The following is a 15,431-nucleotide window of genomic DNA, read 5'->3' as shown; positions in this document are numbered from 1 at the left end:
ATACAATGAAAAACATCATAAAGTATACAGTTGCCTTATTACTATTTGTAACTAATGCAATAAATGCGCAACAAGACCCACAGTTTACACAATATATGTATAATACAATGAGTGTTAACCCAGCCTATGTTGGTACAAACGGACATACTATTATTACAGCTATTGCCAGAACACAATGGGTTGGAGTAAATGGTGCTCCAGATTCACAAACACTAAGCTTCGATACTTCACTTGGAACAAGTGGAGTAGGCTTAGGTATTAATTTAATTAATGATGAAATTGGACCAGCAAGAGAGTTGTCTTTAGATGCAAATATTTCTTATGGCGTTAAATTAAGTGAAGATGCAAATTTGTCATTTGGTTTAAAACTAGGAGGACGAAGTTTAAATGTAGATCCTAGAAGAGGAAATCCAGAAGCACAATCCGATCAGTTATTAGGAGTTTTAGATCGTTTATTGCCTACAATTGGAGCTGGAGTATTTTATTATAAACCCAAATGGTATTTAGGTGCTGCTGTACCAAATATTTTACGAACTGAACATTATGATGATACTTTTAATGGAGGAAATGTAGCAACAGAACGTTTACACTTTTTCTTAATTGGTGGTTACGTTTTTGATTTAAGTGAATCAGTGAAATTTAAACCTGCAACATTAGTAAAAGTGGTAAAAGGTGCGCCTTTATCACTTGATCTTTCTGCTAATTTTCTTTTTAATGAAAAATTTAATGCAGGTGTAGCATGGAGATGGGATGATTCTATAAGTACACTTCTAGGTTTTAGATTTGCAAAAAACTTTAATTTAGGTTTTGCTTATGATCTCACTACATCTAATTATAGTAATTATAATTCAGGAACTTACGAATTAATGTTACGTTGGGAAGGTTCACCTAAGATAACAACGAAATCGCCAAGATTCTTCTAATCATTAAAATTTATACTGATGAGAAAAGTACTATTTATACTATCCATTTTTAGCATAGCTGTTAGTTTCGCACAGTTAAGAACTGCTGATCGTTACTTTAAAGAGTTTGCATATAAAAAAACAGCAGATATGTACCTCGATATTAATAAAAAAGGAGATAATTCTTATTTAGTATTGAGTAGACTTGCCGACTCTTATTATTTTAATAGTGAATTTGAAAAAGCTGTGCCTTGGTATAAAAAACTCATGAAAAATTATCCAAAAGAAGTATCAGTTACTCATATTTTCAGATTCGCACAGTCGTTAAGAAGTACTGGAGATATAAATGAATCAGATTCTTGGCTTTTAAAAATTGAAGATGTGCAACGAGATGATAGCCGACCTAAAGCTTTAGAAAAAAATTCTGATTATTTCAGTGAATACTCAAAAACAAATAACGCATTTTTAAATGTACATAATATATCTTCTAATACGAAATATTCAGATTTTGGAGGGTTTATATATGATGATGTATTTTATTTTTCATCAACAAAACCAGCAGTTGCAGAAGATAAATTAAAAAAGAATGATATTTATAAATGGAATGATCAACCTTTTTTAAATGTGTATAAAACGTATTTAGTAAAGTCCGATAAAAAAACTTTAGAAGTTGAAAATCCAATTAGATTGAATTCAATTAGTACAAGATATCACGAATCTAATGCAGTAATTACTAAAGACGGAAGAACAATGTTTTTTACTAGAGATAATTTCAATGGAAGTTCTCTGAAAGGTGATAAAAAGAATATTTCTCATTTAAAAATCTATAAAGCTAAAAAGGAAGGTAATGAGTGGAAAAATATTAAGGAATTACCTTTTAATAGTGATGATTATTCTATTGGACATCCAGCGTTAAGCCCAGATGAAAAAACTTTGTATTTTGTTTCAGATATGCCTTATGGTTATGGAGAGACTGATATTTATAAAGTTAATATTTACGAAGAAGATGTTTATGGTAAACCAGTTAATCTTGGAAGAGAGATTAATACTGAAGGAAGAGAAATGTTTCCATTTGTTGGAAGTGATAAAACACTATATTTTTCTTCAGATGGTCATTTAGGTTTAGGTGCTTTAGATGTGTTTGAATCTAAAATAGAAAACAATGAATATACTAAGCCTGTAAATCTAGAGAAACCAGTAAATAGTTCTAGAGATGATTTTGCTTTTGTAATTAACGTTGAGAGAACTAATGGATTCTTTTCTTCTAATCGTAGAGGAGGTAAAGGAGATGATGATATTTACAGTTTTACTATTAATAGATGTAAAGAAGATATTGAAGGAATTGTTACTGATTTAAAGTCAGGAGATCCTATTTCTGGAGCATTAGTTCGATTAATTGATGAAAATGGAGAACCTCTTTCTAAACAAGTAACAAAAGCAGATGGAAGTTATAGTTTTAAAAGTATCGATTGTAAAAAAGATTTTACTATAGCAGCTTCAAAAGATGATTATAGAAACGATCAGAAAAAAACTGCTACGCTTAATGTCGATAAAAAAGTAATTACAACAAATTTAACTTTAGAATCTTTAATTGTAGATAAGGAAGGCCAAGAATCTCAAATTGTAATTCATCCAATTTATTTCGATTTTGATTTATATAATATTCGTCAAGATTCTAAATATGAATTAGAAAATATTATTTCAGTGATGAAAAATAATCCAGATATGGTTATTCGAATAGAGTCACATACAGATAGTAGAGGAACAAAAGAGTATAATAGAAATTTATCTAGTAATAGAGCTAAAGCAACCAAAGATTATTTAATCTCTAGAGGGATAGCACCTTCTAGAATTGACAGTGCAGTTGGGTATGGAGAAGATCAATTATTAAATAATTGTAACGATGCGAATCAGAATAAATGTACAGAAGAACAACACCAACGAAATAGAAGATCGTATTTTTATATAGTTAGAGGTGGGAAAAATATCACCTCGAGTAATCAATAAATACATGTATGATAACTTGAAAACGCTTCTTTTTAGAAGCGTTTTTTTATTATTAACTATATTTACTACAATAATCAATTCAAAACTGTAATGAAATTAAATTTTAGTAAAAGTACAATGTTAATTTGTTCTTTATATGTTTTAGGGGCTTGTACAACTGAAGCCAAAAAAGAAGAACCAATTTCTCAAGATACTATTCAACAAGAATCAAAAAAAGTAAATAATTTCTTTCAACAACAATTTACAGCAACATTAGATCGCCACCCAATGTATCAAACGTATTTGGGAATGAATAAAGATGCTGATAAATGGGATGATATTTCTGATGAATTTCAAGACAAAGAATTAGAGTTCACAAAACAAGCTTTACAATGGATTAATGATTCTGTAAACGTAAAAGCATTAGATGAAGCTACTAAATTAAGCTATGACCTTTTTAAACAAAGTTTAGAGGAAACAATTGAAGATGATAAATATAGATTATATTCTTATCCTATAAATCAAATGCATGGTTCTCAGGCAGAAATTCCAGCATTTTTAATTAATATGCATCAAATTAGGTCTAAGAAAGATGCAGAAAACTATATCAGTAGATTAAAAGGAATTGAGCCAATGTTTGCTGAATTGGTTAAAGGATTAAAGAAAAGACAAGAAGCAGGAATTATGATTCCTAAGTTTGTTTTTGCTCGTGTTTTAGATGATTCAAAAAATTTAATTAAAGGTCAGCCTTTCGATACTTCTAACGAGAAAAGTACTTTATTAAATGATTTTGAAAATAAAGTATCTAAATTAGAAATTGATGCAGCTGAAAAATCAACTTTAATTACAGAAGCAAAAAAAGCATTAAAAGAGAATGTTTTTGCAGGGTATACAAATCTAATAAAAACATTAGAAGCACAAGAAAAAGTTGCAAGTACAGACGATGGAGCATGGAAATTTCCTAACGGAGATACTTTCTATAATAATGCTTTAAAAAGAACAACTACAACGAATTTAACAGCAAATGAAATTCATGAAATCGGATTAAAAGAGGTTGCCAGAATTCATGGTGAAATGAATGCTATTAAAGAAAAAGTTGGTTTTAAAGGAAGTTTACAAGACTTTTTTAAATTCATGAAAACAGATAAACAGTTCTACTATGCAGATAGTGATAAAGGTAGAAAAGAATACATGGATAAAGCCGAGTTTATCATCGATAGCATGAAAACTCGTTTAGATGAATTATTTATTACAAAACCAAAAGCTGATTTACAGGTGAAAGCTGTAGAAGCTTTTAGAGAGAAATCTGCTGGAAAAGCGTTTTATCAGCAACCTGCTTTAGATGGTTCTCGACCAGGAACATATTATGCAAATATGTACGATATGGCAAGTATGCCTTCTTATCAAATGGAAGCATTAGCATACCATGAAGGAATTCCTGGACATCATATGCAAATTGCTATCGCTCAAGAATTAAAAAATGTTCCTATGTTTAGAAAATTAGGTCGTTATACGGCTTATGTTGAAGGTTGGGGATTATACTCTGAGTTTATCCCTAAAGAAATGGGATTCTATTCAGATCCATATTCAGATTTTGGTCGTTTAGCAATGGAGTTATGGAGAGCTTGTCGTTTAGTGGTAGATACAGGAATTCATGCCAAAAAATGGACTCGTGAAGAAGGAATCAAATATTATACAGATAATACTCCAAATGCAGAAGCAGATGCTGTTAAAATGGTGGAACGTCATATTGTAATGCCTAGTCAAGCTACGGCTTATAAAATAGGAATGATAAAAATTATCGAGTTACGTGAAAAAGCTAAAAAGGCTTTAGGTGATAAATTTGATATTAGAAAATTCCACGACGTAGTATTAACAAATGGTCCATTGCCATTAAATGTTTTAGAAAACTTAGTTGATAAATATATTTCTTCAGAAAAATAATTCATACTATACATAAAACTAAATGCCGTTGAGTTTTCTCAACGGTTTTTTTTGTAATCATTTTTAAAATTTTCAGACTATAAAACTATATGATAAGTCTAAATAATATGAGTTTAACAGAAGCCTTAGAAGCACGAGTAGCTTTAGGAAGAAAGAAAATACCAACATCTATTTTAGAGGTGATGGATAAAACTACAAACGATTTAATTACACAAGAAATATCAGCTCAAGCGTTTAAAGTGGGAGATACTTTTCCTTCTTTTGAATTACTTAATGTAAAGTCAGAAGAAGTTAATTTAAATAGGGTAAAAGGAGAGAAGGCTACAGTGATTTCTTTTTATAGAGGTGGTTGGTGTCCGTATTGTAATTTAGAGTTACAAGCACTTCAACAAGTATTACCAGAGTTTAAAAGTTTAGGAGCAAATTTAGTCGCAATTTCACCTGAAACACCTAATAGTTCATTAACTACAGAAGAAAAAAATGGATTAACTTTTGAGGTTTTAAGTGATATAGATAATAAATTAGGAAAAGAACTCGGACTAGTTTTTAAATTGGATAAAGAATTAGAAGAAATCTATAGTAACGAATTTAAAATCGATTTAGAAAAGCATAATCAAAATACTACAGCAGAATTACCAATGGCAGCTACTTATGTGATAGATAATAATAATGTAATTCAGTATGCTTTTGGAAAAGAAGATTATACGAAAAGAGCAGAGATTTCTGAAATAAGAAAGGTCTTAGAAAGTATTTAATTATAATCGACAATAAAAAATCCCGCTGCTAAGCGGGATTTTTTTATTTTTTCTGAGTTTTGTTTTCAGATTTTTTAATATCATCTAAAAACTTTTGTAATCGTTTTCCGTAATTAGATGTTTTTATTTTGTCGGTTAAACTGTTATTTATAGTATCTAATAAATATAAATTCGCATCAAATAATTCAGATAAAGCTATATAAGGAGCAGCTTCAGAATCTCCATGTGAGACAGCAAAATTTGTTGTATATAAAAAACGTCTACGAACCATTTTTTTATACGCTTTTTCAAGACTATCTATTGCAGAAGAATCTTTTTTAGCTCTAGCTTCAATATCTTTAGCAATAAAATCTAAACGTTTCATTTTAAATTGTTGGTTGATTTGATTAAAATCATCCATTACTTTCTGATTTTCTGAACCTGTTATTGTTGGTTTAAAACCAAATTGTTCTATATTATCTTCAATAGTAATTTCTCCTTTTTCTCCAAAAAACATTAATTTTTTAGGTTCATTATCACCACTTTTAAAAGTTAAATAATACATTACTGGAGAATCAACATTATCAGAAAGTTCAAACTTATTATCTCCAAATAATTGAATAGAGTCAGAAGTAACTAAAATTGTATCAGCCATTTTCTGTAAGTATAAGGTTCCTTTTTTTAAACCTTTTATTTCACCTTTCACTACCATGTTTCCTTTTTTCTTACCATTACAAGAAAAAGCGATTAGAGAAACAATACAAACTATGATAATTTTTTTCATTGGATCTTTATTTTCGATTGCAAATATGCAGAATTCTATGAAACTTTAGAGGCTATTTCCATTAAAATTGTACATAATATAGCTCCGTAGGTTCCTACAACATAACCAAACACAGCTAATAAAACACCAACTGAGGCTAAAGATGGATGAAAAGCAGCGGCAACAACAGGTGCACTTGCAGCACCTCCAACATTGGCTTGGCTTCCTACAGCTAAGAAGAAATATGGAGCTCTAATCAATTTAGCAACTAAAATTAAAAGCCCTGCATGAATAGCCATCCAAACAAAACCAATAGCAATTAGTCCAGGCTTTTCTAAAATTCCAGATAAATCCATTTTCATTCCTATTGTTGCTACTAATATGTATATAAAAACACTACCAATCTTACTAGCACCAGCACCTTCGTAATTTTTTGCTTTAGTAAAAGAAAGAATAATCCCAACTACAGTTGCTATAGTTACCATCCAAAAGAATTTAGAAGAGAATGAAGATAGTGCTGAAGTTTTATCTGCTACTATTTCAAAATTATTTTTTAAAAATGAAGAAATATTTTCAGCGCCAAAATGAGCAATCCCAACAGTACCAAAAGCTAAAGCTAGAATTATCATTAAATCTGTTAAAGTTGGATTTTTTGTTACACTTTCAGAAAATGAACTTACTTTTTGTTTTAAGTTTTCTATGGCCGAATTATCTGCTTTTAACCATTTGTCAATTTTTTCAGTTTTACCAATACCAATTAAAAGTATGGCCATCCATACGTTTGCTACAACTATATCAACTAAAACCATTCCTCCATATTTTTCTGGATTATATTGGTAAATTTCTAACATAGCTGCTTGGTTTGCACTACCACCAATCCAACTTCCAGCTAATGTAGATAATCCTCTCCATACGGCATCAAAACCAAGTCCTCCAACTGTTTCAGGAGAAAAAATAGAAATTAATAGTATTGCTAAAGGTCCGCCAATTACTATACCTATAGTTCCAGTAAAGAAAATAATTAAAGCTTTTGGACCAAGATTAAAAACAGCTTTTAAATCGATGCTCAAAGTCATTAAAACTAATGCAGCGGGTAATAAAAAACGACTTGCTATATAATAAGTTTTAGATGTGTCTGCTGAAATGATTCCAAATGAATTAAAAATAGCAGGAATTAAATAACACATTAATACACCGGGTACAATTTTATAAAACTTCTTCCAAAAGCCTTGTTTAATACTTTCTGTGTAAAAAACAAAACCAAGAGAAATCATTAAAATTCCAAATACTATAGCATCGTTTGTAAATAAAGGTTGACTTTCCATGGAATTTGATTTGAATTTAGTAAAATTTAAAGGTAAATTTTATTTACCGCTCTTTTTTCTATGATCTGTACTAATAGAAATTCCCATTTGAATTCGATCGAAATTCTGACCTACATCTGTGTTAATACTCATATAACCTAATTGTAATTTTACAACTTTAGATAATTGATATTTTACTCCAGCACCTAACCAATTTTGGTTGTATGATTGTCCTGTAAAATCAAAGAAAACTTCATCATATAAATATGTAGACCATTTATTACTTAAAGGATAGCTTAACCCTAATTGATAACGAATAAAATGTCCTGTTTGTGATCTGAAAAATCGTTGCTCAGCACGTAAGCGATGTGCAAACTTTAAAGGACCCATGTTATGATTTGCTAATAAATCTTCATAAATTCTATGATCTCCAAAAGTTCCTCCATCTACTTCGTAAGATGTATCTGTATTTAAATACGCATATCCTAAAGTAGCACCAAAGGTTTTATTTATTTTATAATTGGCTCCAAAACGACCGATAAACTGTTGCATATCTTCACCAAATTCGAAAAAACGGAAATGTGCCATAGATTTAATACTGAATTTTTCTGATACTCGGTGTGAACCATTATACATATACCAAACTCCTAATTCTTCTACTGGATTAGGTAATGTTGTTTGGGCACTTATATTTGAATTCCAAATTATAATGGCTAATAGAATATATTTTTTCATATTAAATTTACAGGTTGTTTATTTTGAATAAAGTGATAAAAATACAGTTTTTAATATTGTTTATTCTTATCATGTTTTTTTGAATAAAAAAATCCGTTCATTCAAATAAGAATAAACGGATTTTAATGTAGAAGATGTTTCTAGTTTAAAGAAAATACTTTTGTTTCCTTAAAAGGAGAAATAGTAATTTTCTCTACTTCATTTTTGTAAGTTGGCCATTCATTATTAAAGAATGTATTGGTTTCAGTTAAAACTTTATTTAATGATGTTTTAAACTGTTCTATTAACCTTTTTTCAGTTGCAGTTTGTTTACCAAATCTGCTGCTAGAATACCAGTTAGCTGTTCCTAAACGTTGAACTACATTTACTTCTGGGCTTCTAATAATTCCTTGACGTTTATCAACTTTTCCTAAGAATGTATTTAATAAAGTATCAATCTTTTTGATAATCTCTTTTGAAGATTTTATTTGAGCTTCGTACTTCTTTTTATCTTTAGTAGATAATTCTTTTTGATAACCTTCTGCTATTTTTTTACTTTCTACCAATTGTTTCACAGCATCTGCCATAACTTTTTGATGTTTTTGAAGTGTTTTAGAAGTGTTGTATTTCTCATCAATAGCAGCTTGAGATATTTCTAATCTCGGATCGTATTTTACAGTGATATTTGTTTCTGCAGTTTGATCACCAAACGTTGCTTTAATTTTATAAGTTCCAGGTTTAACAGGAACTCCACTTGGTTCAGATTTAGATTTTCTAATTCTTCTTGAAGGACGAGCTACACCTTTTTCATTCATAAACCAAGTTTGAGTATGAATTCCATTTTCTTTTGGTGCTTTTCTCTTTAAAGTTCTTATTAAACGAGTTCCATCATAAATTTCAAACTTAATAGAGTCCCATTTAATTTTCTTCTTGTCTTCGTCTTTTTTCTTAAGGTCTTCTTTAGATTTCTTTACTGGTTTTTTTGTCATTTTAGGCTTGTTCATATAAAACTTGATTCGAGCTCCAAAAGGTCTGTTTTCACCATTATATAATGCATCTGCACCAAAACGACTTCCTGTTGGTTGTTGGTAACTCGCTTGATATGCAGTTGGTGGTGTAAATAAATCGAATTTTTTAGTTAAGATATTTTTATTCGAAGCAATAGCACGTAAAGGACGAATATCATCTAATACCCAAGCAGCTCTACCAAAAGTACCAATCACTAAATCGTGTTCTCTTGGATGTATAACTAAATCTTTTACAGAAACAGTAGGGAATCCCGCTGTCCATTTTGTCCATTTTTTACCAGCGTCTAAAGAAACATATAGCCCATCATCTGTACCTAAGAATAATAAGTTAGACTCTAAAGGGTCTTCAACAATACTTAATGCATAACTTTTTACATCATTTTCATCTACAATTCGTTCCCAAGTTTTTCCGTAGTTTTTAGTTCTATATGCATAAGGTGTGTAGTTAAAACGACGATAATCGTTAGCTACTAATAAAGCCTCTCCTTTATTTTTGTTAGAAGCCTTAACTTGAACAATCCAACTATTTGCTGGTAAACCTTTAATGTTTTTAGAAACATCTGTCCACGTTGAACCACCGTTTTGAGTTACGTGAACTCGTCCATCATCTGTAGCAGTCCAAAGCATATTTTTTTCAACAGGAGAAGGCTCAATAACTAAAACAGTACAGTGATTTTCTGCACCAGTAGCATCAATTGTTAATCCACCACTTTCATGTTGTTTTTGTTTACTTTTATCATCAGTAGTTAAATCTGGAGAAATTACTTCCCAAGTTAAACCTTTATCTGTTGATTTATGTACAAATTGACTTCCGAAGTAAATTGTTGAATTATCAAAAGGATCAATGTTAATTGCTGAATTCCAGTTGAAACGTAATTTTACTTCTGGATCAGGATGTGTTGGTTTTACAGTATAATTGTTTCCAGTTTTGTAATCGTAACGAGAAACAAAACCTTGCTGACTCATAGACCATCCGTAACGAGAATCATCTCTATCTGGAACAACATCAAAACCGTCTCCAAAACTAATTTCTTGCCAATATGAATTACGAATTCCTTGAGCTTTCCATACATAAGCTGGTCCTCTCCAAGAACCGTTGTCTTGCATTCCTCCATAAACATTGTACGGATATTCATTATCTACATTAATATGGTAAAATTGTGCTACAGGTAAGTTTCCTATAAAACGCCAAGTTTTACCACCATCACGGGTAATATTTAAACCACCATCATTTCCATCGATCATGAATTTTCCATTCTCTGGATGAATCCACCAAGCGTGATGATCCGGGTGTACACCATTATTTGCTCCATATGCAGGCATTAATTGCTTGAAACTTTTTCCTCCATCTTGAGAAACATTTACATAAGTGAAAATTGAATATAATCTATTTTCGTTCTGAGGATCAGCATAAATTTCTGAATAATAGAAAGGACGGTTACCAATTCCTGGTTTGTGATTTATTTTTTTCCATTTAAATCCACCATCTTCACTTTTATATAAAGCATTCTTTTTAGATTCTACTAAAGCATAAATTGTATTCGGATTACTTCTAGAAATAGCAACTCCAATTCTTCCTAAATCTCCCTTTGGAAACCCTTCTTTATCGGTTACTTTTTTCCAATTTTCACCACCATCATAGGTAATGTATAGTCCACTTCCTTTTCCTCCAGATTTAAAAAACCAAGGATCACGTTTGTGTTCCCACATCGCAGCAATTAATTTGTTCGGATTCGAAGGATCCATAACTAAATCAGCAGCACCAGTTTTGTTATTACTGTATAAAACTTTTTTCCAAGTTTTACCACCATCTATAGTTTTAAAAACTCCTCTTTCTGGATGTTCTCCCCAAGGAGATCCAATAGCGGCAGCATAAACAATATTAGGATTTGTAGGATCAACAATTACTCTGTGAATGTGACGAGTATTTTCTAATCCCATAGATTTCCATGTTTTACCACCATCTAAAGATTTGTAAATTCCATATCCACCATTTAAACTATTTCTTGGATTTCCTTCTCCAGTTCCAACCCAAATTACACTTGGGTTTGATTGTTGAATAGCAACAGCACCAATAGATGCAGTAACTTCTTTTTCAAAAATAGGTTCCCATTTAATTCCACCAGAAGTAGATTTCCATAAACCACCAGAGGCAGTTCCCACATACATAACATCTGGGTTTTTATGTACGACATCAATAGATGTAACTCTTCCACTCATTCCACCAGGACCAATATTTCTTGGTTTCATATTCTTTAGAACATCCATAGAAAGCTCCTGTGCGGTAACAAAACATGAGATGAATAAAAGTAGAGGTATAATAATTTTTTTCATCGAAAAATGAATTAGTTGATTAAGAAAGCTAAAAATACAGCTTAATGATTTGTAATTTCTTAAAAAACTGTTAATGACTTTGTATAGTTTTGTTTCACTAAAAAAGGAAAATTACTTTTGATTTAAATCAGATAAACTATGAAATATATTAAATATCTATTATTGCTATGTGTACTTTTTTATGGTACAGATATGAGAGCTGAAAATTCCTCAGATTCTTTGAATATTAAAATTAAGTTTTATCAAAAAATAAAACTTTCAGATGGAACTAAATTATCATCAAACATTTATCTTCCTGAAGATTATAACAACCAAAAAAAGTATCCAACAATTCTTGTAATTACGCCTTATGTTTCAGATGAAAATCACGAAAGAGGTTTGTTTTTTTCTCGTAATGGTTATGTATTTATTACAGTAGATTGTAGAGGTAGAGGTAATTCTGAAGGGAAATTTATTCCTTTTCAAGATGATGCTAAAGATGGGGCAGAAGTAGTTAATTGGATTGGTGAGCAACCATGGAGTAATGGAAAAGTTGGAATGATGGGAGGTTCTTACAGAGGGATGAATCAATGGTTTGTGTTAAAAGAATTTCCAAAGTATTTAAAAACTATTATTCCAACCGCTTCAGTTGGACCAGGTTTAGATTTTCCGAAATACAATAATATTTTCTATCCATATGTGATGCGTTGGTTAATGTTAACGAGTGAGAAAACTATCAATCAGAAATTATTTGGAGCTGATTTTTGGACACATAAACAGGAGGAATTATATAAGAAAAATGCAAAGTTCAATACTTATGATGATATTGTTGGATATCCGAAAGAAGTTTTTCAAAACTGGATTTCTCATCCAAGTCACGATGAATTTTGGCAACAATATTATTTTAAACCAGAGGAGTCTAAGCAAATAAATATTCCGATTTTAAGTATTACTGGTCATTTTGATTCTGATCAACCTGGCGCAATGAAGTATTATACAGATCATATGAAATATGGAAATAATCAAGCAAGATTAAATCATTATTTAATTATTGGGCCTTGGAGTCATGGAGGAACTAGAAGACCTAAAAAAGAACTAGGTGGTTTACAGTTTAAAGAAAATGCAGTTTTAAATATGAATACTTTGCATTTAAATTGGTTTGATTGGACGTTAAAGAAAGGAAAGAAACCAGAGTTTTTAAAAAATAGAGTAGCGTATTATACCATGGGTAAAAACGTTTGGAATTACACTTCTGATTTTAAAAATATTGCGAACGCAAAGAAAGAATTCTATTTAAGTTCTAAAAATACAGATGCTAAAAGTGTATTTAATTCTGGTAAATTGATAGATTCACCTGAGGATTCAGATAAAAACCCAGATGAAATTGTTTATAATCCTTTAGCGAATAACGGAATTAATAATACGAGTTACACTAGTGATAACAAAGATTTTTATAAAGATCAGAGTTATGTGAATGATAAAGAAGTTTTAATATATCATTCTGCACCATTACAAGAAGATTTAAATATTAATGGAAAAATTGCTTTTGAAGCTTATATTGAATTAAATGTAGATGATACAGATTTTGAAGTTTCAGTATATGAAATTACTAAAAATAATGAATCGATTTTTTTACAAACTGATCAACTAAGAGCACGTTATAGAAATGGACTAGAAAAAGTTGATTTTCCAAAAAGAAATACAATTAATAAATACCTTTTTGAAGGAGAAAATATGTTTAGTAGAGTTGTGAAAAAAGGAAGTAGGTTACGTTTAATTTTTTCAACTATTGACAACCCGAATGTTCAAAAGAATTATAATTACAAAGAAGATCCAGCGTCACAAATAGCAGAAAAAGCTAAAACAGCAATAATTAAGTTATTTCATAACAAGAAGTATCCTAGTAAAATTATAGTGCCAGTAAAAAAATAGAAGAAGAGGAGTAATTTACTCCTCTTCTTTTTTTTTAGGTTCTCTTTTTGCTTCTTTCAAGGCTTTCATAAGCATCCATTCTATTTGTCCGTTTGTAGAACGAAACTCATCTGCAGCCCACTTTTCAACAGCCTTAAGCATGTCTTCATTTATTCGTAACGCAAATGCTTTCTTTTTAGCCATAAGAATTTTAAATTATTAATTTTTCAACAATTTTTATATAAGTACAAAAGACCAAAAAATTGTAATGAAATACAATAGTAAAAGTAATAATAAGCGTATCATATCTCTTGATTGTTATAATGATTAATTGTTGTGTTAACTTGCTCTTGTAATTGTGTGCCAATTAAAATACGTTTTCCGTTTTTTAATTCGATTTGAATTCCAATATCACCTGATACATTATAAGCTGTTCCGTTTTTTTTCTTCCAAAACAAACCACCTTTCATTCCCCATCCTCCATATTCAGTAATTGCATCATATTTTCGGATGTAAATATTTTCAATATCACTCCAATGAATAGTTTGATTTTTAAAATGAAAAGGAATAAAACGATAATGAATTCCATGTTCGTCAATTCGAGTTTTTAATTTAAAAAAGAGTATTGCACTTGTAGGTATGATGATTAAGCACATGGCAAAAATGAAATCGTTTAATCCCATTTTTTCTTCAGCATATGCTTTAGAAAGTATGATGATAGGAACAATAAGACCAATTACTAAAAGTGCAATTAACCATTGTTGTGTAAAACGTTGCTCTTCTTTAAATATTCTCATAACTATCTGTTTTTATCTCTTTCTAAGATTATATGAATCCAACTTTCAGCGATATGTTTTACAATCCAACCTTCTCGTGCATATTGATTCAATAAATCTTCCATTTTTTGATATCTATTATTTAAGCCTAGTTTTGGTCTAACAACTTTATATTCTTTCATGATTTTACTTTTTAATGATTTAATGTTCCCGTATTTACTACTGGAGAAGCATCTTTATCCCCACAAAGAACGATCATTAAATTACTAACCATAGCAGCTTTACGTTCTTCATCTAGCTCAACAATTTCTTTTTTATTTAATTCTTCAAGAGCCATTTCTACCATACTTACAGCACCTTCAACAATTTTATGTCTTGCAGCTACAATGGCAGTTGCTTGTTGTCTTTTCAACATGGCATTGGCAATTTCTTGTGCATAAGCTAAGTATCCAATTCGAGCTTCTAAAACTTCAATACCAGCAATTGATAAACGTTCTTCAAGCTCTTTCTCTAAAGTCTCACTTACTTCATTTACGCTCGAACGTAATGTAATATCTTCTTCATGGCCTTCATCAGCAAAATTATCGTAAGGATACATACTGGCTAATTTTCGTACAGCTGCATCAGTTTGTACACGAACAAAGTTTTCATAATTATCTACATCAAATGCAGCTTTGTATGTGTCTGTAACTCTCCAAACTAGAATGGTACTAATCATAACAGGATTACCTAATTTATCATTAACTTTTAATCGTTCACTATCAAAGTTACTAGCTCGTAAAGAGATTTTCTTTTTAGTGTAAAAAGGATTAGCCCAATACAATCCATTTTGTTTAATGGTACCCATGTATTTTCCAAATAGCAAGACAACTTTTGATGTGTTAGGGTTTACTAGAATGAATCCGAATAACATAATTATTGATGCTATTAGAGAAATAACAAAAATTGGATTCTCTAATTTTATCATAGCAAGAATACTTCCAATAAATAAAATAAAGAATACGATTAACATTAAGTATCCACTGGCTGGTTTAATAATTTTTTCTGATTTCATAA

13 protein-coding genes are annotated in these 15,431 nt (G+C 30.3%); 5 read left to right on the top strand and 8 right to left on the bottom strand.

The genetic code is table 11. The features are described 5' to 3' along the window. The first annotated feature begins 5 nt into the window (after positions 1–5). The 4 genes from ACSIGC_RS05500 (at position 6) to ACSIGC_RS05485 (ending at position 5,587) form a co-directional block, all read left to right on the top strand. The gene (locus ACSIGC_RS05500) at positions 6–923 is read left to right on the top strand and encodes a PorP/SprF family type IX secretion system membrane protein (protein ID WP_442267156.1); all 918 of its coding nucleotides are present in this window, start codon (positions 6–8) and stop codon (positions 921–923) included. 18 nt (positions 924–941) lie between these two features. Continuing rightward, positions 942–2,909: an OmpA family protein gene (locus ACSIGC_RS05495; RefSeq protein WP_442267155.1), complete on the top strand. Its 1,968-nt coding sequence runs from the start codon at positions 942–944 to the stop codon at positions 2,907–2,909. A 90-nt stretch (positions 2,910–2,999) separates the two neighbouring features. Continuing rightward, positions 3,000–4,832: a DUF885 domain-containing protein gene (locus tag ACSIGC_RS05490; protein ID WP_442267154.1), complete on the top strand. Its 1,833-nt coding sequence runs from the start codon at positions 3,000–3,002 to the stop codon at positions 4,830–4,832. 107 nt (positions 4,833–4,939) lie between these two features. Then, a complete protein-coding gene (locus tag ACSIGC_RS05485; protein ID WP_442267153.1) occupies positions 4,940–5,587 on the top strand; it encodes a peroxiredoxin-like family protein in 648 nt (215 codons plus the stop codon). Positions 5,588–5,630: 43 nt separating this feature from the next. Here ACSIGC_RS05485 and ACSIGC_RS05480 read toward each other — a convergent pair whose 3' ends face one another. The 4 genes from ACSIGC_RS05480 to ACSIGC_RS05465 all read right to left on the bottom strand — a co-directional run bounded on the left by ACSIGC_RS05480 (position 5,631) and on the right by ACSIGC_RS05465 (position 11,709). After that, the gene (locus ACSIGC_RS05480; RefSeq protein WP_442267152.1) at positions 5,631–6,350 is read right to left on the bottom strand and encodes a DUF4369 domain-containing protein; all 720 of its coding nucleotides are present in this window, start codon (positions 6,348–6,350) and stop codon (positions 5,631–5,633) included. Positions 6,351–6,385: 35 nt separating this feature from the next. Further along, positions 6,386–7,654, bottom strand: a complete 1,269-nt coding sequence (locus ACSIGC_RS05475) for a DUF819 family protein (protein WP_442267151.1) — start codon at positions 7,652–7,654, stop codon at positions 6,386–6,388. A gap of 39 nt (positions 7,655–7,693) precedes the next feature. Beyond that, positions 7,694–8,368 carry a DUF2490 domain-containing protein gene (locus ACSIGC_RS05470; protein ID WP_442267150.1) on the bottom strand — a complete coding sequence of 225 codons (675 nt, stop codon included), beginning with the start codon at positions 8,366–8,368 and terminating at the stop codon, positions 7,694–7,696. A 140-nt stretch (positions 8,369–8,508) separates the two neighbouring features. Then, entirely contained in the window at positions 8,509–11,709 is a 3,201-nt protein-coding gene (locus ACSIGC_RS05465; protein WP_442267149.1) for a VPS10 domain-containing protein, read from the bottom strand. 138 nt (positions 11,710–11,847) lie between these two features. Here ACSIGC_RS05465 and ACSIGC_RS05460 point away from each other — a divergent pair, with 138 nt between their 5' ends. Beyond that, positions 11,848–13,620: a CocE/NonD family hydrolase gene (locus tag ACSIGC_RS05460; RefSeq protein ID WP_442267148.1), complete on the top strand. Its 1,773-nt coding sequence runs from the start codon at positions 11,848–11,850 to the stop codon at positions 13,618–13,620. Between the two features lie 15 nt (positions 13,621–13,635). On the opposite strand, the gene ACSIGC_RS05455 is transcribed toward ACSIGC_RS05460, so the two are convergent. The 4 genes from ACSIGC_RS05455 to ACSIGC_RS05440 form a co-directional block, all read right to left on the bottom strand. Further along, complete coding sequence (locus ACSIGC_RS05455; RefSeq protein WP_095070432.1) at positions 13,636–13,803, bottom strand: Arc family DNA binding domain-containing protein; 168 nt, start codon at positions 13,801–13,803, stop codon at positions 13,636–13,638. Positions 13,804–13,901: 98 nt separating this feature from the next. Then, a complete protein-coding gene (locus ACSIGC_RS05450; RefSeq protein WP_442267147.1) occupies positions 13,902–14,396 on the bottom strand; it encodes a hypothetical protein in 495 nt (164 codons plus the stop codon). Between the two features lie 2 nt (positions 14,397–14,398). Next, the gene (locus ACSIGC_RS05445; protein ID WP_442267146.1) at positions 14,399–14,557 is read right to left on the bottom strand and encodes a DUF4177 domain-containing protein; all 159 of its coding nucleotides are present in this window, start codon (positions 14,555–14,557) and stop codon (positions 14,399–14,401) included. An 11-nt stretch (positions 14,558–14,568) separates the two neighbouring features. Then, positions 14,569–15,429: an SPFH domain-containing protein gene (locus ACSIGC_RS05440; protein ID WP_442267145.1), complete on the bottom strand. Its 861-nt coding sequence runs from the start codon at positions 15,427–15,429 to the stop codon at positions 14,569–14,571. Positions 15,430–15,431: the final 2 nt, after the last annotated feature.

The sequence above is a fragment of the Tenacibaculum aquaeponti genome, assembly GCF_052084715.1.
GTDB lineage: Bacteria > Bacteroidota > Bacteroidia > Flavobacteriales > Flavobacteriaceae > Polaribacter.
This window is presented reverse-complemented; position numbering and strand designations above follow the sequence as displayed.

Bases quoted from the DNA above. Each gene is read 5' to 3' on its own strand.
- ACSIGC_RS05470 (WP_442267150.1), bottom strand. From the start codon at position 8,368: ATGAAAAAATATATTCTATTAGCCATTATAATTTGGAATTCAAATATA.
- ACSIGC_RS05495 (WP_442267155.1), top strand. From the start codon at position 942: ATGAGAAAAGTACTATTTATACTATCCATTTTTAGCATAGCTGTTAGT.
- ACSIGC_RS05440 (WP_442267145.1), bottom strand. From the start codon at position 15,429: ATGAAATCAGAAAAAATTATTAAACCAGCCAGTGGATACTTAATGTTA.
- ACSIGC_RS05490 (WP_442267154.1), top strand. From the start codon at position 3,000: ATGAAATTAAATTTTAGTAAAAGTACAATGTTAATTTGTTCTTTATAT.
- ACSIGC_RS05450 (WP_442267147.1), bottom strand. From the start codon at position 14,396: ATGAGAATATTTAAAGAAGAGCAACGTTTTACACAACAATGGTTAATT.
- ACSIGC_RS05475 (WP_442267151.1), bottom strand. From the start codon at position 7,654: ATGGAAAGTCAACCTTTATTTACAAACGATGCTATAGTATTTGGAATT.
- ACSIGC_RS05465 (WP_442267149.1), bottom strand. From the start codon at position 11,709: ATGAAAAAAATTATTATACCTCTACTTTTATTCATCTCATGTTTTGTT.
- ACSIGC_RS05455 (WP_095070432.1), bottom strand. From the start codon at position 13,803: ATGGCTAAAAAGAAAGCATTTGCGTTACGAATAAATGAAGACATGCTT.
- ACSIGC_RS05480 (WP_442267152.1), bottom strand. From the start codon at position 6,350: ATGAAAAAAATTATCATAGTTTGTATTGTTTCTCTAATCGCTTTTTCT.
- ACSIGC_RS05485 (WP_442267153.1), top strand. From the start codon at position 4,940: ATGAGTTTAACAGAAGCCTTAGAAGCACGAGTAGCTTTAGGAAGAAAG.
- ACSIGC_RS05500 (WP_442267156.1), top strand. From the start codon at position 6: ATGAAAAACATCATAAAGTATACAGTTGCCTTATTACTATTTGTAACT.
- ACSIGC_RS05460 (WP_442267148.1), top strand. From the start codon at position 11,848: ATGAAATATATTAAATATCTATTATTGCTATGTGTACTTTTTTATGGT.
- ACSIGC_RS05445 (WP_442267146.1), bottom strand. From the start codon at position 14,557: ATGAAAGAATATAAAGTTGTTAGACCAAAACTAGGCTTAAATAATAGA.